This is a genomic window from Streptomyces sp. NPDC008139 (genome assembly GCF_042957025.1).
Classification (GTDB): Bacteria; Actinomycetota; Actinomycetes; order Streptomycetales; family Streptomycetaceae; genus Actinacidiphila.
This window is the reverse complement of record NZ_JBIBHM010000027.1, coordinates 1-18,933: the sequence shown is the minus strand read 5'-3', so window position 1 is coordinate 18,933 and position 18,933 is coordinate 1. Positions and strand designations below refer to the sequence as shown.

Here is an 18,933-nt window from a genome sequence, read left to right as displayed (position 1 = left end):
CAGGGGAAAGGTGTGCCCCGACACCATGCCTATGGGCCGAGCAGGACCTCGGTGATCGGTCCGCCGGTGACACCTGGCTCAAGCACGAGCGCTGGGGTGTAGCGGGGCCTGCCAGGGGTCGCATTGTCCCATTCGTAGACGACGGTGCGCAGCGTATTGAGGTGTCGCCCTACGAGCAGAGCCATCGTGTAGGGGCCGTGGAACGCGAGGTGCACCTCCGCACGGCCGCTGCGTGCGGCCAGCCCTTTGATCTGTTGCGCGGCAGCGGCGCTCAGGCGTGCAGCCTCGCGCGGGTCGATTCGGGCTTCGCCGGCGATTGAGACCATGGCCGCGGCGGCGAAGCCGCCACTGGACTCGTGCAGGAGCTGCTCGAATGCGGTCCGGTCCGGATCGGGAGTCAGGCTGACGAAGATCGCGACGCGGTCATGGCTGTCGGGGGTCTGTGCCTGTCCGAGGTCACCTGGTTGCGTATGAAGTTCGCTGGTCAGCGGGTCGTCACCAGCTTGTGCGGACGTCCACAGAGCGCCGCGGGCATCGACCACCTCAATGTTGCCGGTCTTGGTCTCGGGCAAGGCGGCCCCCAGGGCCAGGGCCACCGACAAGTGGGCTCCGCCGGACACGCGCACCGTTTGCGCGCCGGTGGCATAGACGGCGTCGCTGGTCAGGGGCAGCGTGGTCTGCAGGAGCTGAAGTCCCTCTCGCGACGGCAGGCGCCCGTCGCTGGCGGCCCTGATTCGGATGTGCAGGTCGTCCTCGCCCGCGTCCATGGCGAAGGGTGCGGGGCGGGTCTGGACTCGGATCGTAAAAGCGCGGTCCTCGCTGCTGATGGCGGGCTTGCGTTGTTCGACTCGGTGCATCAGCAGGTCACGCACGATCTCGATCTCTCCGGACGGCTGGAGCGTGTTGCTTTGCTTCTTGTCGGCGAGGGTCCGAGAGGGAGCGAGTCTCAGGAGTCGGTCCGGTGCGGCATAGTCGCACTGCGCACCCCTTCCCGCTCTGGCGGTCTTGTTCGCAATGCACAGGCTGAAGGCGGGGTCCTCATCCAGCTGGAGCAGCCGAGGCAGCTCACGTTCTCGGACGATGTCGCTGTGGACGATCTCCGGTGTCACGACGAGTACGGCTGCCGAAAGCCCCTGTGTCAGGGCTTGTTCAAGGCGATCGGTCGTCGTTCCTGGGCGAAGGTCGGTACGGTCTCTCCACACGACGAGACCGGCGGCCCTGAGCAAATTCTCGATCGACTCGGCCTGCAGGGATCCATCCGACTGCCGGTAGGAGATGAACACCGCGCCGTCACGCCGAACCGCGCCCTCGGGCAGGGGCCCCAGCGCCTGGAATCTCGATAGTGGCAGGAGGACCGTTGCTGCCTCACCTGTGACACGACCCCATCGGTGGCGCCGGGCGACCAGTCCGAAGAAGGGGTGCGCCCCGCCGGGAGCGTGAACCAGGAGTGCGATCGGGCCGTCGTGCTCCCGGGCCGTTGCCCGCATCTCAGCAACATCTGTCGGGCTCGGTCCGGACGGTTCGGGATGGCTGTGCCACTCGCCGACGTAGCCGGTCGGGTCGTCGCCCGCTCTCTGGGGCAGGAACTCCGCGAGGAGCGCGTTCGCCCTGACATCGTCGCGCACGTACCTGTGGGTGGACGCTCCGTGTCCGTCGACCACGAGAGCATGGGTGACAGCGACGTTGGCGTCTTCCCGATATCCGAGGAGGATGCCGCCGGTTTCCCGCGGCAGCTGCCGGGCTGTCGCGGACGCGATGACCTCGTATGCCTCCCGGCGCAGCTCGATCCGTGGCGCCGGCCGGGTCACTGGTGGCTCCCGTGTGGTGCAGAGCGCAGGTGGCGCGTCTCCCCGGCGGGATGGAGGGGACGGTCCACGAGGAGGCCGATGGCGTGGCGGACGGTTGCCGCTGCTGCCTCGATCACCGCGTGCGGCGGCGTCGGGGAGATCGGGCTCCCGCAGCCCGCTTCGAACAGTTGCGGTGCCGCGGTGTCGGCTCCGGTCGTCGAAAGCGGCAGCGGCGCGGCGTCGCCGAGCGGTGGCAGTACGTCGATGCGATAGGTCTCGCCGTCGTTTTGAAGCGCCGCGGACAGGACCCGTGTGCCCACGGTCCGGGCGCATACGTGCAGGAGCGCGGTGGTAGAGAAGTCGGCGGTGGCGTTCACGACGAGATCGTGGCTCCGCAGATACTCAACCGCGTCAGCGCCCGAGGTGAGGGCGCTATTGACGGTCTCGATGCCTGCGGCCGGCGCCTCGTTGTGCCTGACGAGGTGCCGCTTGACTGCTTCGGCCTTCGGCAGCCCGACTGCGTCGGGGCCGACGAGGTGGCGGACGAGATTTCCCGGCATGACGGCATCGCCGTCGATGAGAGTGAGGCGACGGACACCGGAGCGCGCCAGCATGTCGGCGATGAACGAGCCCAAAGCGCCGACGCCGACCACCGCGACCTTGGACTCGCGCAGTGCAGGGGCGGAGACGCCTGCGCGAACAGACCGGGCTGCCTCGGTGTCTGCGCCCGACCGCAGACGTGTGACGACAGTCTTGCCGTCTTTCGTGGGCGCTACGTCCAGCACGATCGCGCCCTCGTGGGTGCCGCGTCGGTAGACCAGCACGACGACCGCAACCGACTGCTGACGAATTCCGCGGTCCAGCTCCGCGTTCGAGCCGAGCCGAGCGCTGATGTCTGCCCAGGTTCGCGGCGGCACGTCCACATCACCGAGGTCGGCTACGTATCCGAAGCGGTCCTTACTGTGCTTGAGGGCCTTCTTGGGGCGGGTGCCGGGCTTGATCCGCATCGTGTTGTTGCTGGACGGACTGAAGCGGACAGAGCAGTTGAGGTACTGGCCGAGGTCGTCGTAGAGGTAGAGACGCCGGTCCGCGGACGACTCGAAGTACCGGTCGAGGTCGAGATCAGGCCGATCATCTGTCCATCCGGCGGCCGCCTGCTCGAACCACGCTGCGACATGCTTGAGGAACGCGGGTGCCTGCGTCCACCACAGCTCGTCATGGTCGTCTTCGGCCACCAAGCACAGATCGCCGTCCGGGTCTCGGTGCCAGGACCAGGGCACCGCATCGCGATCGAGGGGTGCGACCCTCGGCGGGCGAAACGGAAAACGGGACGGCAGAGTGATCACCACGCGGGTCGTGCCCTCCGCGTGAGGAACGGGACCCTGCCATCCCTCTTCGCCCTCGCGGAACCCGGCGCGGATGAGGCCTTCCTCGAAGTGCTGCCGCGAGTAGGCGACATACTCGTCGAGCCCGTCAGAGCTCACCCAAAAGTCCTCGTGCCGGCCGGTACGACGCGGGCGCCGGGCGAGATCACCGATGCCTTCTTGGTGCCGTCCTCGTTGAAGCCGGGTGGCATCGGGAAGATCGTGTCTCCATCACCGTTCGTCCCCAGCAGCTTCCGGAACGCCAGCGCGGCCTTGCCGGCGTCCTCCTCCTCGAGCGCCGCTTCCGCCGACGCCGCCGCGTCCGCGAACCGCGTGCGTGCCGCTTCCAGTTCGTCGTCGGTCGCGCGGATGTGAATGGTGTGTCCGGGCAGCGTCGGATCCGTCACTGCGATGCCGTGGTCCACGAAGTCGGTGACGATCGTGCTGACCTCACGGAGTGCGGACACGTAGTACTCCGCCTGGTCGCTACCCGAGACAGCGCCGGAAGCGAACGCCTGGTAGGCGGCCATCTCGATGAAGAAGCCGCCGGGCTTCTTCTTGCCGAGCAGGGCTCGACGGGTCTGGCGAAGCAGCTTGACGGTCGGTACGTAGTACTCGTCGTGGTCCGCGTTCATCGTGCTCGACAGCTCCGTCAGCCCATCGGGGTTGGTGCGCACCCACTCGTTCCCGTCGCCCTTCTGCGGGATCTCCCACGTCCCATCGCCGTAGGGACGGGCGGGCACCGCATCCACGTAGAGGTCGTACTCCGGGAAGGAGACCTGCAGGCTCCGGTCCTGCCGCTTGGTGCGCCGGTGCCCGTCGGCGTCGGTGCCGAACTCCGTGTGCAGGACCGTGAAGAACCTGTCGAGGATGGCCGCCGACGTGACGTCGCTGGGAACATCCGGCAGGCGCACGAACACGTCGACGTCCTTGATCCTGCGGATCGACACGTTGCGCTTGTAGGAGCCGATCAGCACCGGGCTGACACCGTACTCGGCGAGCTTCGGGTCGGCTTCGAGGGCATCGCGGACGAGGAGATGAGCCTGTGGCGCATTGGCCTTGTCGTCGCCGGGCTCGATGGAGCTCAGCGCATCCTTGAACTGCTGCTTGAGGTGAGCCATCGGGCCCTCCGATCCTGGTTGTGACTGTGTTGGGTGACGCTGAGCCTGGCTCACACCACCGGCAGAGCCAGGACGCCTGCCAGGAGAGAGCTGGCGGCCTGACCGAGGGTTGTCAGGAGCGCGTCGAGTAGTTCGTCAGCCCCATGCGTTGCCTCCTCGGCGGCCGTCCAGCCCGGGTGCACTCCGCGGCGCTTGGCTCTTTGGGTGGGAGCCCAGCGGCTGCGAACAGGTGTTTGTGACTGCTCCTTCACCACAGTACGACCCACCACTGACACACGCTCCCGCACCAGGATCAGGTGATCGTTCACAGCAGCGATCACGTGCGCCGGGGCCACGTGCCTGGTGCGCAGGTGGAAGCCGCTCCCAAACGCTGCCGTCCCCCGTTGAGGCCCCTTGAGGTGGCACGGCGGCTGAGACCGCTGCTGCTGTCCCGACGGACGACGGCGCCGTTGTGACGGCGACCTCCACAGCCGGCACCCTCGGTGCCGTCCCGTACCCCGGAGCAGCGCGCCGGTCGGCTGTGGGGGTTCGGTGCGGCCTTCGTCAGCACGCACCTCCTGCGCTAGCGCAGGGCACGACGGCGCCTGCCACAGCGGGATCGTAGCGATGGTGCCGGTCCTCATGCCTCGATGGTGAAAGCCTTCTCGTACACCTGCTGTCCGTTGATGTCCTCGTACACGGTGGTGGGGCGCAGGCGGTTCCACCGGTTGCCCAGCAGCACGGCCAGGCCCATCGGTCCGGCCTGGAAGAGGTGGATCGCGGGGTGCTCGCGGCAGGCACGGCGCAGCAGGTTCCGGATGCCGACCGTCAGGGCGCTGGCCGTGGCCGCATCGGGGATGGAGTTGTCCTTCGCGCCGCCGGGCGGGCGCAGCACCAGCAGGCGGGAGACGGGTACCTGCTGCTCGCACAGGAAGTCCAGTATGTCCTCGGTGGGATCGATGGCGACCGCGATGGCCACCGCCAGGTCCGGTCCGAGGCCGAGAGCGTGCTCCTGGACATCCGGGGCCAGCACGGCATCGTAGTGGGCGGCGGAGGACCACGCCTGTCCGCGCTGGGCCACGGCCAGGTCTACCCCGGTGACCATGCGGAACGCCGCGCCGACAGCGAACGCGGGTGCGAGACGCAGACTGCCGGTGAGGGCGATGGAGGTCGTGCCCGGCGGCATCCGAAGTGGTGCCGCGTCGATGTCCGCCTGCAGTTGTACCCACGTCGCCGGCGCGAGCGGGCGCCGCTTGATGTAGGGCGAATCGCCCTCGAAGCGGTCTGTCCAGTCCACCGTGTAGTCGGCGTCCTCCGCCATCGGGTCCGGTTTCAGCGTGGCCACCGACAACACCGCCCGTGACGTTCCGGCCTCCAGGCGCAAAGACCGGACCGCGTCCCTGACCTCGGTCAGGGACAGCCGCCGCCGGCCGTCGGCGACCTGGCGCGCGACCCAGTCTGCGCCGGCGTGCATGGCCTCCTCGTCGAACCGCAGCCCGGCAGCGAACATCAGCATCTGCAGGTGCTCGTGAAGGTGCACCACATCCCGAGCCAGGTCGAAGCGCAGCACCTTCAGCAGATCCAGCAAGGTGTCCTCGTCCAGCCCGGTGCCCTCGGCCCAACGGCCGCGTGCCTGCCCCCTCTTCGACCGCGGTCCCTGCTGCGCCGCCTTCGGCACAAGCAGCTGAGTACGGGAATCCCGCAGCGAGATCAGCGGATCCCCGGCGTCCGGGGACCGGTTGCTCACCAGGACAAGATCAACTGGGGTATCGTCCCCGGCGAGTCGCTGCCACGCCTGCGCCACCTTGCGCAGGATCGACGGGCCGCCCAGGTCGCTCGGTCGGAGCAGATACTCCTCGTTGACGGGCGAGGAACTATCCGCGGCGTACTTGACCTGCATGTAGGTGTGCGGCGGCTCCTGGCGGTACAGGACAACGTCATCCACGTTGCCCACGCCGTCCACCTCAACCCCGACCGCCACCACCGGATTCGGCACGCGCAGCGCCGCGTCACGCAACGCGTTCACACAGCCCTGCCACGCAACCACCCACTGGTACCGGTCACCGGCGATACGGACACCCGTCGAACTCGGGGCAGGCAAATCAGGCACGGCATGGTCCCCCAATTGAACGGCCGCCCTACCGCAGCCGACGGGCACATCATCACCTGCAGGCCCTCCGCGTGCCCACCCCCTTGTTCGCCGGCCTCATGCCGACCTCGAACGCCAACTCCTTCTGCCAAACCGAGTGGCCAGGAGCAGGCCCTGAAGCGCCTTCTACACCTCGGACCCAGAATCAGGGGACCGCCGGGCCGTGGGAACGGGATGATCGTGGCTCAAGGCGATCTGGCAGACAGCTCCCCCGCTCCGGCATCGTCGTCGGCAACAACGACCCTTAAGGGAGCGCGCAGTTGACCGGTTTCGCCCCGCCCGAGCTGAACCTCACCGACCCCGGCAGGGGGTACCTCCACTTCGTCCTCTACACCGAGCCCCGGATCAGCGCGGCCGGCGCCGCCTGGAACGCGACGGTGACCATCGAGGCGTCCACCCCTTACGTGCACGAGTGGGTCGAGCGCCTGCAGCGGTGCCAGCCCAGCGCGCTGCACACCACGTTCGTGGACAGCCAGGAGATCCCCAAGCTGCATCACCCCTGCGTGGACGAGGACACGGCCAGCCCAGCCGCACAGGGCGAGCGGTGCTACTGCCTGCGCACCTGGACCGACCCGGAGTACGGGCTGCCCGTGGTCGGCCGGCACCACCGCGGCATCGGCGGCGACCGCTGGACGTACCTGACGTACGCGCCGCTGGCGCTGCGTCCCGACGACGTCGTGGCCAGCGTCATCACCGACCGCGGAGATCTGTTCTGGGCCCGCACCACCACCGGCGTCCTCTCCGTCCTGCCGATGCTGGAAGCCCACGCCTACGGCGCCGGGCCGACCGCAGGCACCGGCGGCGCCGGCGCGTTCGCCGCCTACCTCCAGCAACTGGCCCAGTCGCAAGGCCGGGACACCGCCGCACACGGCCGGGACACCGAATCGCGCGCCCTGCTGAACTGGGCACGCAGCACGAACGCCTCCCCCAAGAAGCTTCATGTGGCCGAGCTGGCCACCCTCCTCAGCGACCTGTAAGCCATCGTGCCGCCCGCGGGGCACCGGGGCGCATACACGCGACGTGGGGGCTCGCCGACAGCGACCACTGTGCCACCGTCACGGAAGCCGTCCGCAACAAGCTGGGCCGCAGCGGACCAGCGCCTGAGGATCGCCGCCGCAGCTCCTCCATAACCTCGCGCCTGGCTTGATCCGATCCCCTGTCCAATACGAGCAACACCAACCCGGTGGCCTCGGAGATCTCCACCGGGCATCCACATCCTCACTCGCTGGAATACGCGTCCTAGAGCACTTGATTCCAGTCCAGAACAAGTTGCATTGAACCAGGTCAGAGACCCGCCGAACAGAGAACCAGCAGGTCAACAACTCCTACATGCCGTCCGAACACACTTGAAGCGTCGCAGGTCAGAAGACACTCTAAACACCAAGATCACATCATCTCAGTCTGGTCGTGACACCGCTCAGCAGCCAGCGGTCCTGCCAGGTGTCGGCGGGGAATCCCTCCAGCCAGTCGAAGATGCGCGTCAGTGAGAGCTGCTGGCGCCACCGGTTGCGGACGGTCGGCTCGCTCAGCAAGGTCTCGGCCAGGAGGGCGAGTTCGTCACGAGGCACTGCCGCATGCTTGCTGCTGCCGGTCGTGCTCCTCGGTTCGGGGAGCACGGTGGTGAGGAGGGCGGGGTCGCGTGGGCTAATGGGGGTTCGGGCGACGCGGCCGTGTCGGGTCATCAGCGGTTCCCGAACACGTCGGCGAGGTCGTCCGGGTCATAGGTCCAGCCGGTCAGCGGCTGCGGCGGCGGCTTGGGGCGCGTGTAGTGCTCGTGGACCTTGGCGATGACCTCGTCGATCCTGGGCCGCAGGTAGGTGCTGGTCGTGGTGATCCGCCGGTGGCGCATCACCTGCTGGGCGTCGCCCAGGGTGATGGCCGGGTCCTCGATCAGGCGCAGACACAGGGTGTGTCGCAGGTCGTGCAGCGTGATGTTCGCCCCGATCCGGGCGTTGATCCGGTTCAGCACCGCCCGCAGGGCGGTATAGGTCAGCGGGCGCGTCGGTCCGCGCAGGGTCCACCACACCGGCTCGTCCGAGGCTGGGCGGTGGCCGTCCTGGGCAAGCTCGCCGAGGTAGAGCGTCAGCCAGGCGAAGGCTTCCGGGGAGGCCGGACAGGCTTCCTTCGCCCCGCCCAGGCCCTTGGTGTGCACATAGATCCGGCCCTCGCCCGGGTGGAGGTCTCCGATCGTCATGCCCAGTATCTCGGCGGCCCGCGCGCCGCTGGACAAGAACATGGAGAACAGTGCCCGGTTGCGGTGGCAGCCCAGCGAGGTGAAGAGGTCCTCGACGACATCGTCGGGGACAGCGCGGGGCTCGCGGTCGGCCTGCTTCTGGCGGTAGGCGCCCCGGCGGTGCAGCCGGAACGGTGCCAGCGGGTTGTGATGCGCCTCCAGCCGGCGCCCGTCACGGGACTGCGGTGGCACCGGGGAGACCAGCGGCCCCTGCCCGGTCTGCAGATGGTGGTCGTAGAACGCCGCCAGCACCGACACCGCATGGTTGATGGTCGCGGGGGCATAGCCCGACCTCAGGTATGGCTTGCCGGTGCGCGCGTTCAGCGACCCCGGCGCGGGGGCATCCGGGCGGCGCCGGTCCCGCGCCGGGTTGTGGCACGTACGGAGCCACAGAACGAAGTCGCGGACGTCCACGCGCTTCGCACGGCTCCATTCGACGTCCACTGCGGCGAGGAAGCCGAACTGCCGACTGGTGAGGTGACGCTCTGATCGAACGACTCATACGCGACCGCGGCATTCGAGCTCTGGCGGAGCCGACTGGCCCGCCCTTGCCCATCACATCGAGCGCGACCGTCGGCCCCCAGCAGCTTCCTGACCCGGAAAACCTGCCGATGCAGACAGTTGAGCACTCTCGCTCTCTTTTCCTGCCTGCGGCTGCCTCTCCCGCGCCTTCCAGGTCGGAAGAGGTGTCGTACCCATGCCCAGACAGGCCGATGCGATCCGACGGACCAGGCCAGCTCCGGTGATGATGTGTGTTCCTGGTGTAGACCATGACGGTCTACACCAGCGCGACCGGCCTCAGCGCAAGACCGGGCACCAGACGAGCACGACACCCTGCACCGGCTCGCCGACTCCTGCCCCAATCAGGACAGCATCTATACCCCCACCACCTGGACCACGACCCCGGCACGGCTTCCGCTGCCGGGCCCGCAGGTGACGGCTGCCCCTGCCCTGTGCGTTCACAGGCGCGGGCGGCCCGTACATAGACGGACACACGGACGACAACCGGCGGCCGACTGGCCGGGGGACACGGTGCCAGGGTCTCACGTCCCGTCCGTAGGGGCCGCTCCCGCGCGTCAGGCGAGGAGTTGCCGGAGCCATGTCTCGCCAGCGGGCGGTACGAAGTAGTAGCCCCCTCCCGTGGTCAGTGTGTAGGCATTCAGGGCCCCGGGAGCCAGCCGCCGCTGGACCGGGAGGAACCCGTCGCTGAGACTGCGCTGGTAGCAGGTGAAGACCAGTCCTTCGTCGGATGCCTCGCCGTCACCGGCCGGCCTGACGTAGGAATAGCTGCGTCGTACCAGGGCTGGTGCGGAGTTGCGGTGCGGGCGAGGGTTGGCCAGCCGGACGTGGGAGTCAAGCGGGGTGAGCCTGCCGTGGGGATCTGCGCTGAAGTCGGGGGGCTCTCCGGCCCGTGTGCCGTCCAGCCACCGGCCGTCGCGGTGGCGCCCGATAATACGGTCCTGCTCGTGCGGAGAGTCCTTCACCCACTCCTGTGTGGCGAACTGGATGTGCCGCACCACCTGGTAGCTTCCGCCCAGTGCCCAGGCAGGCTCGTCGTCGCCGAGCCGGACCAGAGCACGCGCGGCCGCCTCGTCGGCGCCGACCGGGTTACCCAGCCCCTCGGTGTAGCCGAAGCGATTGCGTGTCAGTGCCCGCCCTGACTCCATGCGATTCTCGGCCCTGAACGCATCAACGCGCCAGCGCACCGCCCATTGCGGCACGGCGGCTACGAGCCGCTGCGCCCCAGTCCTCGCCTCCAAGGGGGTGCGGGCACCCACCTGGATCAGTACGGCCCCGCCGCACTGGTCCTCCTGTAGGAGGTCACCGGGGAAAGGCGGCATATCCGCCAGTTGCCGCGGGGCACGGCTGGTCAGGCCGGTGGCCCGGAAGTACGCCGCGCCCAGCGCCAGTCCGATCTCCAGCGATCCGCCCGCCGCACCGGCCGCACGGCTCAGGCTCCGCAGCCCGGCCACCGCACTGGCCCGCCCGCCGCCTATGTCAAGTGCGAGGAACACCGCACGGTCCGGCGGAAGCTCTGCCAGGCGGTCGAGTAGATACGGTGCGCCCAAGCCGGAGGCACCTCCTCTGTCCGAGTCACCGGAAATCTCGGCCGCGGCCAGCGCGGCACCACCAGCAGCAAGCCCGGCCAGCGCCCCGCCCACCACGGCACGGCGTCCGAATACGCTTCTGCTCGTGGCCGCTGTCCGATCGGATGTACCAGCATGCCCTGGGCGAGGTGAGGTCATGGCATTCTTCCTGCTCGGGAGCGGACCATCCGCTACAGGATCTAGGTGTATTGACTCGCAGGGTTGTTGACGCGGGTGATGGGTGGCTGGCCGTCGAGTGCGGTGTGGGTGCGGTGGTGGTTGTAGGTGTGGAGGAAGTCTGCCAGGGCTGCGGTCCGCTGCTCGTTGCTGGTGTAGGGCCGTTGGTAGGCCCATTCGTCGAGCAGGGTGCGGTTGAAGCGTTCGACCTTGCCGTTGGTCTGCGGGCGGTAGGCGCGGGTGAGTTTTCCGGTGGCGCCGAGGTCGGCCAGTGCCTGTTTCCACAGGGTGCTTTTGCGGTAGGACCAGGCGTTGTCGGTCAGGACGCGTTCGATGCGGGTGATGCCGGCGGTGGCGAAGAAGGCTGCTGCGCGGCGGAGGAAGTCTGCGCAGGTGGCGGCTTTCTCGTCGGGGTGGGCTTCGCTGTAGGTGGTCGTCGACGGCGGAGTGGATGTAGTCGAAGCCGACGCTTTGCTTTTCGGTCCGGGTGGCCTGGCGGCCGCGGGTGCGCCAGCCGCCGCCGTCGGGGATCCGCCCGAGTTTCTTGACGTCGACGTGGATCAGTTCGCCGGGCCGGTCGCGTTCGTAGCGTCGGATCACGGTGCCGGTGGGCCGGTCCATGAACGCCAGGCGGTTCAGTTGGTGGCGGGTCAGGACGCGGTGCACGGTTGAGGCGGGCATGCCCAGGACCGGGCCGATCCGGGCCGGGCCGGGCTTGCGCTCCTGGCGCAGCCGGCACACGCGGGCCTCCACCGCGGGCGGGGTGCGATGCGGTGTCCTGTGCGGCCGGCTGGAGCGGTCGTGCAGACCTGCCTCGCCCTCCGCCCGCCAGCGACGGACCCACTTGTGGGCCGTGGTCCGCGAGATCCCCATCTCCGCTGCGACATGCGCGACCGGGCGGCCCGAGCGGACACGCTCAACAAGGATCCGTCTGCCGTGAACGGTCAGCCGGGCATTACGGTGGGACACGAAGACCTCCGTGCGTGGTGTGGAGCCTAGACACCTCCACCACACCGGAGGTCTTCGCCATGATCAAGCACCGGCACGTGTCAACAACGCTCGTGATCAATACACCTAGATCCTGGTAGGAGCCTCACGCCGGATCATGGCGCCGCGAAGGTCTGCCCAGAGGCTGTCACGGATAGTGGTCAGGCCTTGCTCATGTTCGGCGAGAGCATCAGGCCAGTGGACACTTCGCCCGTAGGCGTCGGCGACGTTGTAATAGACGAGGGCTTGGTCGAGCGCCGACTGGAAGCTGGCTCGCAGTTGGTCAGCCTCCGCGGAGACGGCTTCACCTGTCAGGTGCCGTACGGCGGTTGAGAGTTCAGCCGGCTCCCAGAGGCTTTCCCGAAAGGTGTGGAATTCGGCTCGATTGCGGGCCGACAGAGCGTCCCAACGGACGAGGTTCCGGTTGATCTCCAGGTACCGGCCGATGTCAGTGGCGTGGACGCGCTCGACGTCCGCTTCCTGCGGAGTGCGGCGGTCCCATATCTCCAAACCGAAGATCTCCTCCAGTTCGGTGGCGAACAGGATCTCTGCCACTGAGGTTCCGCCGACGACGCGGTACCGGCCGAAGTAGGCGGGAACCGTCGTGGTGGCGGTGAGCCAGTCGGTGTCGCTTACCGGCACGCTTTCCTTGACTTCGAGCGCCTGGCGGAGACCGCCGGTGAAGCCGTAGCCGTCGGGCAGGGCTCCCGACGGAACACGTACCACCTCGTCGCCGACCACGTCGTAGTCCTGCCCTTGCTGGGACCTGCGGGCGAGCACTGCTTCTCCCAGACGCTTTTCCAGCAGCAGCGCCTGCATGCCTGTATGGTCAGTGACTCCGTAGGCGTCGTGCAGTTCTGCCCGGCCGTGCGGGCTGATCCGCGGTACGCCGGTGTCGCCGTTGACGGTGAAGTCCGCTCCCTCGTGCAGCCCCGCTGCGAACTCGGCGATACGCCGGAGTTGACCGCTTGGCGTCCTGTCCTTTTCCGACAGGGTGAACCGGCCATTGATGTTGGCGATCATCACCTGCCCGGTGTCCGAGACGATCGCGGCGGGCACGTCCCTGCCGATGCGGGTCCGCAGTTCCACGGTCCTGCTGTCATGGAGCAGGTCGAGTGCGAAGCGGGTGACGGCGCCGAAGGTGATATCAGCGGCGTAGGCCGCCTGCTTTTCCTCGGTGCTCGACTGCGTCCTCAAGACGCCGACACCGACTCCCAGCGCTTCGAGAAGCGGCCCCGCAACTGCGGCCTCCGCGTGAGCCGTCTCATCGTCCGGGCCGATCACATGGACGCCGTCACCGCGCAGGGCGAGCAGCAGCGCGGCAACGACCCGCGCGCCCCGCATCCGTTCGGGTCCTGCGGCGCGGCCGCCATGGATGACCGCGCCGCCAGCCAGACGCACTGCCATCACCCGGACGTCATCGTCGAACGACACGCTTTCCGTCGCCGCCGCGCTCAGCAGACGAAGCGCCGGAACGGACAGTTCTTCTGCGGTGCCACCCTCCTGAGCCAGGCGTTTCAACCCGTTCACGCTCACGTCCGCGCTCCTTCAACCTACTCGGTCGCCGATCCCGCTCATCCACCGCCGGGAAGGTGCCCAGGAAGGTGCATGTCAGGAAGTTTGTCTACGATTCTGGCAAATGCCTCGGTTGCATTGCCGATGCGCGTCTTCGGATTGCCGTCGCCCAGGTCGATGCGACCTTTGAATCTGCCTTCGCCGACCCGATTCTCCCCGTCCGGGCGGTACAGCGGACTGCCTTCGGGGAACGTCCATGTGCCGTCCGGGTTCCGGATAGCGCCCGTGGTGAAGTCTGGCAATACTGACGACGGCCCCGAGGGGCAGTTGTGGACTAAAAGCGCAGCGGATCCTGCGAGCACGTAGTAGGTGTGCGGTCCATCGACGGTGAGGTTGTAGACCGTCGTGTGCTGCATGCGGTGGCGGACCGCCGTGACCTGAACCCAAGTGCCACCGCTGGTGCGCAGCCACTGGCCAGAGGTGAGGTGACCGGCGTCGATCCAGGCACCGACGTCGGGGGCCCAGAAGGGGTGCCCGTCGGTAGCGGTGACGGTGTGGCTGCCGACGGTGACATCGGTAAGTTGTTTGTCGCCGGTGCCCTGGATGAGGGCGGTGACCGGGCGGCTCTCGTAGTCGCCAGTGGCCGGGTCAGTTGCGGCCACGTGGTCGCCGACACGTACGTCCTGGATAGATTTGCGCCTGCCGTCGGCCATGAGCACATCCGTGCCCGCGGCGAAGCTGTTGACCGCGCAGCCACGAGGAAGACCGCCCTCGTCTCCTGGGATGAGCATCGAGGTGAGGCAGCCGATGAGTGCTGAGGTGCCGACCTGGCCCCAGTCGACCTTGCGGCCGGACAGGCGCTGGACGAAGTAGTCCATGCCGCCGCTGACGAGACCGCCTACGGCGCAGGAGGCCAGTAGGGGGTTGTCGCCGGTGGGGTCGGTGTAGGTGGTGGGTGAGTCAAGGGCGTACTGGTAGAGGTTGGTGCCGCCCGTCTGGCCGGTGGGGTCTTCGGAGATGAAGGTTCCGGCCGTGGGGTCGTAGTAGCGGTCGCGGTAGTACGCAAGGCCGGTGCCGTCGTTCTCGCGGCCGGTGAAGGTGTACGTGTTGTCGCTGGCCGTACCGGCAGAGGTGGTACCGCCGTAGGGGTCGTAGGCGTAGGTGGTGGCGACCGTGCCGTCGGGGTTGCCGAGGCCGACGACGCTGCCCATGGCATCAGTCAGGTAGACCTGGGTGGTTCCGCTCTGCGTACGGGTCAGGAGGTCGTCGATGCCTCCGGTGGTCTCCTGGGTGGTGGGGGTGCCGCCGCCGTCGAGTTCGGCCAGGGCGTTGGAACCGTCGGTGAGGTACTTGGTGGTGGCGCCGCCCACGGTTTTGCTGGTGCGGGTGCCCAGCGGGTCGTAGCCGAACGACGCGGCCGTGCCCGGCCCGCTGATCCCGGTGAGTTGCTGTCGGTCGTTCCAGGTGTAGTGGGTCTGGCCGTTGGCGGTGAGGTTGCCGTCGGCGTCGTAAGTGCGGCTCTGGCCGCCGAGGGAGGCGAGTCTGTTGGGACACCTCCGAGCGGCATCTGGGCCGTCATATGGCCGAGGCTGCTCAGGCTGCCGGGCCCGTCCAGGTGGCCAAGCACGTGGTCGTGCGCCATGTTCTGTCCTGGTACGACAACGGCAGCGAACTGGCGGAGACCGTTCCCGCTCTGCGCGAGATCACCGATGCCCAGGACACCGATGCCGCGCTGCTGTGCTGCCTGGTTCTGGAACAAGCGCTCGTGGACGGCCTGTACGACTTCGCCCCACCCCGCTCCATCATGGTGGAAACCGACGACGACCTGCCAGGTCTGCTGGCCAGCCTGCGGCAGATCTCCAGCGGCCCGAGTACCAAAGATGTCGTCATCCGGGCCCGTCTGGCATGTGCGCTGGCCGACGCGTCCCTGACCGCTGATTCCTCCCCAGCCCGGGTCGAGGATGTCTACGGATCCTTGCTCCAGGACGCGGCAGCCGGACGCCACCGGCACGCGCGCGGACTGATCGCCGCACGCGGCGCTCACGCTTTCGCAGTCCACGGCGCCCCGGAACGTGCCCAAACGCTGTGGCAGCAGTCCGTGCTGGCCAGCAGCGAAGACGGACTGTATGGAGACGCCCGCTGGGCTCTGCGGTCCCTGCGCATGGTCCTGTGGGATCACCGCGGAAAGACCCTGCCGACCGGTCTGGACATCACCACCCGTGCGCTGCCCAACAACAAGCGGATGCTGGCCGCCCCGACCGATCCGGCACTCCTGGCCTACGAAGCCGCCCACCGTGGTGAGCCGATCGGCGCCACAGCCGATGTCCGCCGCTATCTGTGGGAGGCACGCCTGAGCGGAGCCTTGCAGGAGCAGTGCCTGGCGATGGATCTTTTCGGGGACATCCTCCTCGCCCAGGGCTACCCCGCCCTGGCGGTGGAGGCTTTCGTGTGTGCCGGGATGCCGGAGAAGGCCGACGAGCACGCCACGCCGCTGCCGGAACCGGTAGACATGGAACGGTGGCTGGCCTCCCCCATGCGACGGCGCAGTTCGGCAGCAAGCGCAGTACTGGCCGCGCAGAACGCAGTCATCGCCGATGAGAAGGTCCCCGGGATCATCGCCAAACTGCTCCACGTCGCCCAGAACCTGTGGACAGCACCTCCCAGCCAGCCCCACCCGGAACTCGACTCGCTCAAAGCCGTCACCGCGTTCGGTATCCGCATCCCCAAAGAATCCATCGACGTCATCCTCACCCTCAGCGGGCCCGCCCTCAGCGGACAGACCCGCTACGACAGCGACATCGCCTACCTGCTGCTCAACGCCTACTGGGCTGTTCCCGTTCGCGCTGAAGATCTGGCATCAGCGCTCGAAGCTCTCATGCAGCTTCCCGACCAGCACGAACTGTGGTCAGCACTACGCCAGTTCCCCTCCGACAGCCGCCCGGGCCTGGTCCCAGCCCTCACCCGATCAGCCCGCAAGGGCATCCAGCAGGCATCCGACGTACTGGCCGCCTGGCAACCTGCCAGCAGAGCAGCACAGTTGGCCGCGCGACGCGCCTGCGCCTTCGTCCTTCGCGCCCCCCTGGGCACCCGTGATCCACGGATGATCCCTATCGACCACGCCGCAACGACGGTCGCCATGCTCCTCGGGCTGCTCAACGCCGCCCCTCTCATCAGCATCCCGCCTGAGCAGCTCAACGCCGAACCAGCGGAAGTCCTCCCGCCTGGAACCGTTACGCCGCCCGGCGAAGCCGCGCTCCCCAGCCCGGATCATCCCCAGGAACCGGACGACGCCGCCTTTGCCGCTGCCCAGCCACCCGGCGAACTGGCCCAAACGGTCGCCGAGCACCTGACCGCCCTTGCCGGGGACATCCATGCCTCCACCGGGATCCGTCAGCGACGCCTCCTGGCGCTGCCCGCCCTGCTGGGAAGCATCCCCTCCAGCGCAGCAGCCGCCATCGCCCAACGGCTCCTGGCTCTCAGCCAGACGCCGCCGCCCACTACCGGCCACGCTCACACCGCTGCCGGCAGGTCGAAGCTGGCGGCAGCAGCCCTGCAGGTCTCCGCCGAAGCCTTCGCCGCCTCCCGCACACCCCGCAGTGCGCTCACCGACGCCGACCGCGCATACCTCTCTCAGGTCGTAGCCGCTGCCATGCCGCTGCTGAGATCCGACGACCGCACTCACCGCATCCTCGGCGCGCGCTGTCTGAGCACCGCCGGCCGGACCGCAGAAGAATTCGCCCCGCTTGCCGCCGGCCTCGCCTTCCACGGCTGCGAACACGTCCGCAGCATCAGTACGGCGCACCTCGATGCATCCGACCCCCTCCTCGCAGGCCTGGCCCAGGATCCCTCCCCCCCCCCGCGTCAGGATGGCCGTCGCCACCCGAGCCCGCGACCTGCCAGCCCCTGTACGGGCAGCCCTCGCGACCGACCCCCACCTCGCCGTCCGCCGAACCGCCGCCCACGACAGCACCACCCCTCACCCACCGGACCTCTGACTTTCCGCCTCCCCCCGGACAGGCCGCGAGGCATGATGCCGCCCAGAAGCTCATCAACCCCATCCACTAGCCTGCTCAAGACCCCCAACAAGTGCGCCACATAGCGCCCCTTTATCGAATTTGGAGCAGATTCTCAACATCTGAGGCACCACAGTTCAGGGACACTAGAACCTCAGGAATATTGGCATGAGACTACAAAACCCCTCTTCAGGGACCTGCACCCAGACCTACCTCAGGACTCTCAGTATCTGGGGCACGGCAGGTCAGACCCCACACTAAATTTCCATCCGCCCCATCTGCCCTGAGGCGGCACAGGTCGGAAGTGGTGCGCAGGTAGATGAACCGGCGTGGGGATCGCGGTCGGTCGGGCCACTCCAGGACCATGTCGGGAACGTGGGTGTGGTTGAAGAACTCGGTCGTGGTGACGGTGGCACGTGGGTCCATGCGGCGGAGGTGTCCGGCGACGATGTTTTTGACCTGCCTGAACATGGCCCGGTCGTCGGGTTCGTCCAGGGCCTGGGAAATCGACTGCTGGACGATGTTCACCACGTTCCCTCCCGGCGGATCAGTTCGGCGGCCACGATGGCCGCCCAGTCTTTGAGAGGCAGCAGTGTCTCCTGCTTCTCCGAGAGCACGATCAGCCACAGCCTGGAGGCGACGGACTGCACGAGGTCTGCGTCCATCAGCTTGCGGGCTTCGTCGATGTCGCTGGTGCCGAAGACGCGTCCGCAGTGCTGGAGTACCGCGGTCTCGACCTGATGGGGCGAATCGAGGGTGGACCACGAGTTCGCCCTGAACGGTGCCCAGGTGATCCACATGAAGTGGTCGCTGAGGTGGTGCTGGGCCTGAGCGGCCACGTAGCACTTGGCTAGGAAATCATCGAAATGAGTACCCTGGTCACCAGGCTGCGCGTAGTTCTTGATCTCGGCGCAGAACGTGTCGTTCTGGTAGGGGTCGCCGCGCATGGTTCCCCCCAGGTCGAAGGAGAACGTGCGGCCTCCGTATGGCCACGGCAGCGTCAGCCGGCGCCCGCACGACGGCGAATCGGTGTTGGCGTACGCACCACAGATACGCATCGTGCCCTCGAGCCACTGCTTGGCACGTCGGGCCCCCGCAAAGCCCTTCATCTGAGCATCTTCACCGACCACCACGCAGATAGCTTAGTGCTACCAGGTGATCACAGCGAGCCCAAACGAGGCAACGCTCGCCGATTTCAGGTACTCAGGCACCGGCTGCGCTTTCCGCGAGCCCAGGACCGCCAGCAGCAGGGCGAACAAAAGCGGCTTACTACCGGGCCCGCGACTGATGGTCAGCGCGTACGTCCTCACCAACGCCGGCGGTGCGGGCCGGTCGCCGCACCGAAAACCTACACGAGGCGCGCCAGACCGGTGAGTGGAGCCTTACCGGTCTTCGACGATGAAGCACGCCCGCTGGTAGAGCTCGTCTGAGGGGCCCCGAAGTTTCCGGACAGGCACCCAATAGGGTTGTCCTGAACAAGGAAACGAGGAAGAAGTGGCGCCACCCAGTAAGTACTCGCCG

Annotated in this window: 13 protein-coding genes and 1 pseudogene; 2 read left to right on the top strand and 12 right to left on the bottom strand. The window is 67.8% G+C overall.

The window, feature by feature from the left end:
- Positions 1 to 29: 29 nt before the first annotated feature.
- The 4 genes from ACFZBB_RS33875 to ACFZBB_RS33860 form a co-directional block, all read right to left on the bottom strand.
- Positions 30 to 1,808: an SAVED domain-containing protein gene (locus ACFZBB_RS33875; protein ID WP_391130805.1), complete on the bottom strand. Its 1,779-nt coding sequence runs from the start codon at positions 1,806 to 1,808 to the stop codon at positions 30 to 32.
- The gene (locus ACFZBB_RS33870) at positions 1,805 to 3,271 is read right to left on the bottom strand and encodes a ThiF family adenylyltransferase (RefSeq protein WP_391130802.1); all 1,467 of its coding nucleotides are present in this window, start codon (positions 3,269 to 3,271) and stop codon (positions 1,805 to 1,807) included. The genes ACFZBB_RS33875 and ACFZBB_RS33870 overlap by 4 nt, the downstream gene beginning before the upstream one ends.
- Complete coding sequence (locus ACFZBB_RS33865) at positions 3,268 to 4,272, bottom strand: nucleotidyltransferase (protein WP_391130799.1); 1,005 nt, start codon at positions 4,270 to 4,272, stop codon at positions 3,268 to 3,270. Before ACFZBB_RS33865 ends, ACFZBB_RS33870 begins: the two co-directional genes overlap by 4 nt.
- Before the next feature lie 619 nt (positions 4,273 to 4,891).
- A complete protein-coding gene (locus ACFZBB_RS33860) occupies positions 4,892 to 6,277 on the bottom strand; it encodes an SAVED domain-containing protein (protein ID WP_391130796.1) in 1,386 nt (461 codons plus the stop codon).
- A gap of 383 nt (positions 6,278 to 6,660) precedes the next feature.
- Here ACFZBB_RS33860 and ACFZBB_RS33855 point away from each other — a divergent pair, with 383 nt between their 5' ends.
- On the top strand, positions 6,661 to 7,377 hold the full coding sequence (locus tag ACFZBB_RS33855) for a hypothetical protein (RefSeq protein WP_391130793.1): 717 nt from the start codon (positions 6,661 to 6,663) through the stop codon (positions 7,375 to 7,377).
- 414 nt (positions 7,378 to 7,791) lie between these two features.
- Here the strand turns inward: ACFZBB_RS33855 and ACFZBB_RS33850 are convergent, their stop codons facing one another.
- From ACFZBB_RS33850 to ACFZBB_RS33825, 6 genes and pseudogenes are all read right to left on the bottom strand, one after another.
- Positions 7,792 to 7,968: a hypothetical protein gene (locus tag ACFZBB_RS33850; protein WP_391130790.1), complete on the bottom strand. Its 177-nt coding sequence runs from the start codon at positions 7,966 to 7,968 to the stop codon at positions 7,792 to 7,794.
- 113 nt (positions 7,969 to 8,081) lie between these two features.
- Complete coding sequence (locus tag ACFZBB_RS33845) at positions 8,082 to 9,077, bottom strand: tyrosine-type recombinase/integrase (protein ID WP_391130787.1); 996 nt, start codon at positions 9,075 to 9,077, stop codon at positions 8,082 to 8,084.
- A gap of 632 nt (positions 9,078 to 9,709) precedes the next feature.
- Complete coding sequence (locus ACFZBB_RS33840) at positions 9,710 to 10,795, bottom strand: Dyp-type peroxidase (protein ID WP_391130784.1); 1,086 nt, start codon at positions 10,793 to 10,795, stop codon at positions 9,710 to 9,712.
- A 125-nt stretch (positions 10,796 to 10,920) separates the two neighbouring features.
- A pseudogene (locus ACFZBB_RS33835) lies at positions 10,921 to 11,866 on the bottom strand (IS481 family transposase).
- Positions 11,867 to 11,971: 105 nt separating this feature from the next.
- The gene (locus tag ACFZBB_RS33830) at positions 11,972 to 13,420 is read right to left on the bottom strand and encodes a hypothetical protein (protein ID WP_391130781.1); all 1,449 of its coding nucleotides are present in this window, start codon (positions 13,418 to 13,420) and stop codon (positions 11,972 to 11,974) included.
- Between the two features lie 38 nt (positions 13,421 to 13,458).
- The gene (locus tag ACFZBB_RS33825) at positions 13,459 to 14,769 is read right to left on the bottom strand and encodes an RHS repeat-associated core domain-containing protein (protein WP_391130778.1); all 1,311 of its coding nucleotides are present in this window, start codon (positions 14,767 to 14,769) and stop codon (positions 13,459 to 13,461) included.
- A 209-nt stretch (positions 14,770 to 14,978) separates the two neighbouring features.
- Between ACFZBB_RS33825 and ACFZBB_RS33820 the strand changes: the two genes are divergently transcribed.
- A complete protein-coding gene (locus ACFZBB_RS33820) occupies positions 14,979 to 17,498 on the top strand; it encodes a hypothetical protein (protein ID WP_391130775.1) in 2,520 nt (839 codons plus the stop codon).
- Positions 17,499 to 17,601: 103 nt separating this feature from the next.
- Here the strand turns inward: ACFZBB_RS33820 and ACFZBB_RS33815 are convergent, their stop codons facing one another.
- Together ACFZBB_RS33815 and ACFZBB_RS33810 are read right to left on the bottom strand one after the other, a co-directional pair.
- Entirely contained in the window at positions 17,602 to 17,943 is a 342-nt protein-coding gene (locus ACFZBB_RS33815) for a hypothetical protein (protein ID WP_391130772.1), read from the bottom strand.
- Positions 17,937 to 18,545, bottom strand: coding sequence for a hypothetical protein (locus ACFZBB_RS33810; protein WP_391130768.1), 609 nt, complete (start codon positions 18,543 to 18,545; stop codon positions 17,937 to 17,939). Before ACFZBB_RS33810 ends, ACFZBB_RS33815 begins: the two co-directional genes overlap by 7 nt.
- Between the last annotated feature and the right edge of the window lie 388 nt (positions 18,546 to 18,933).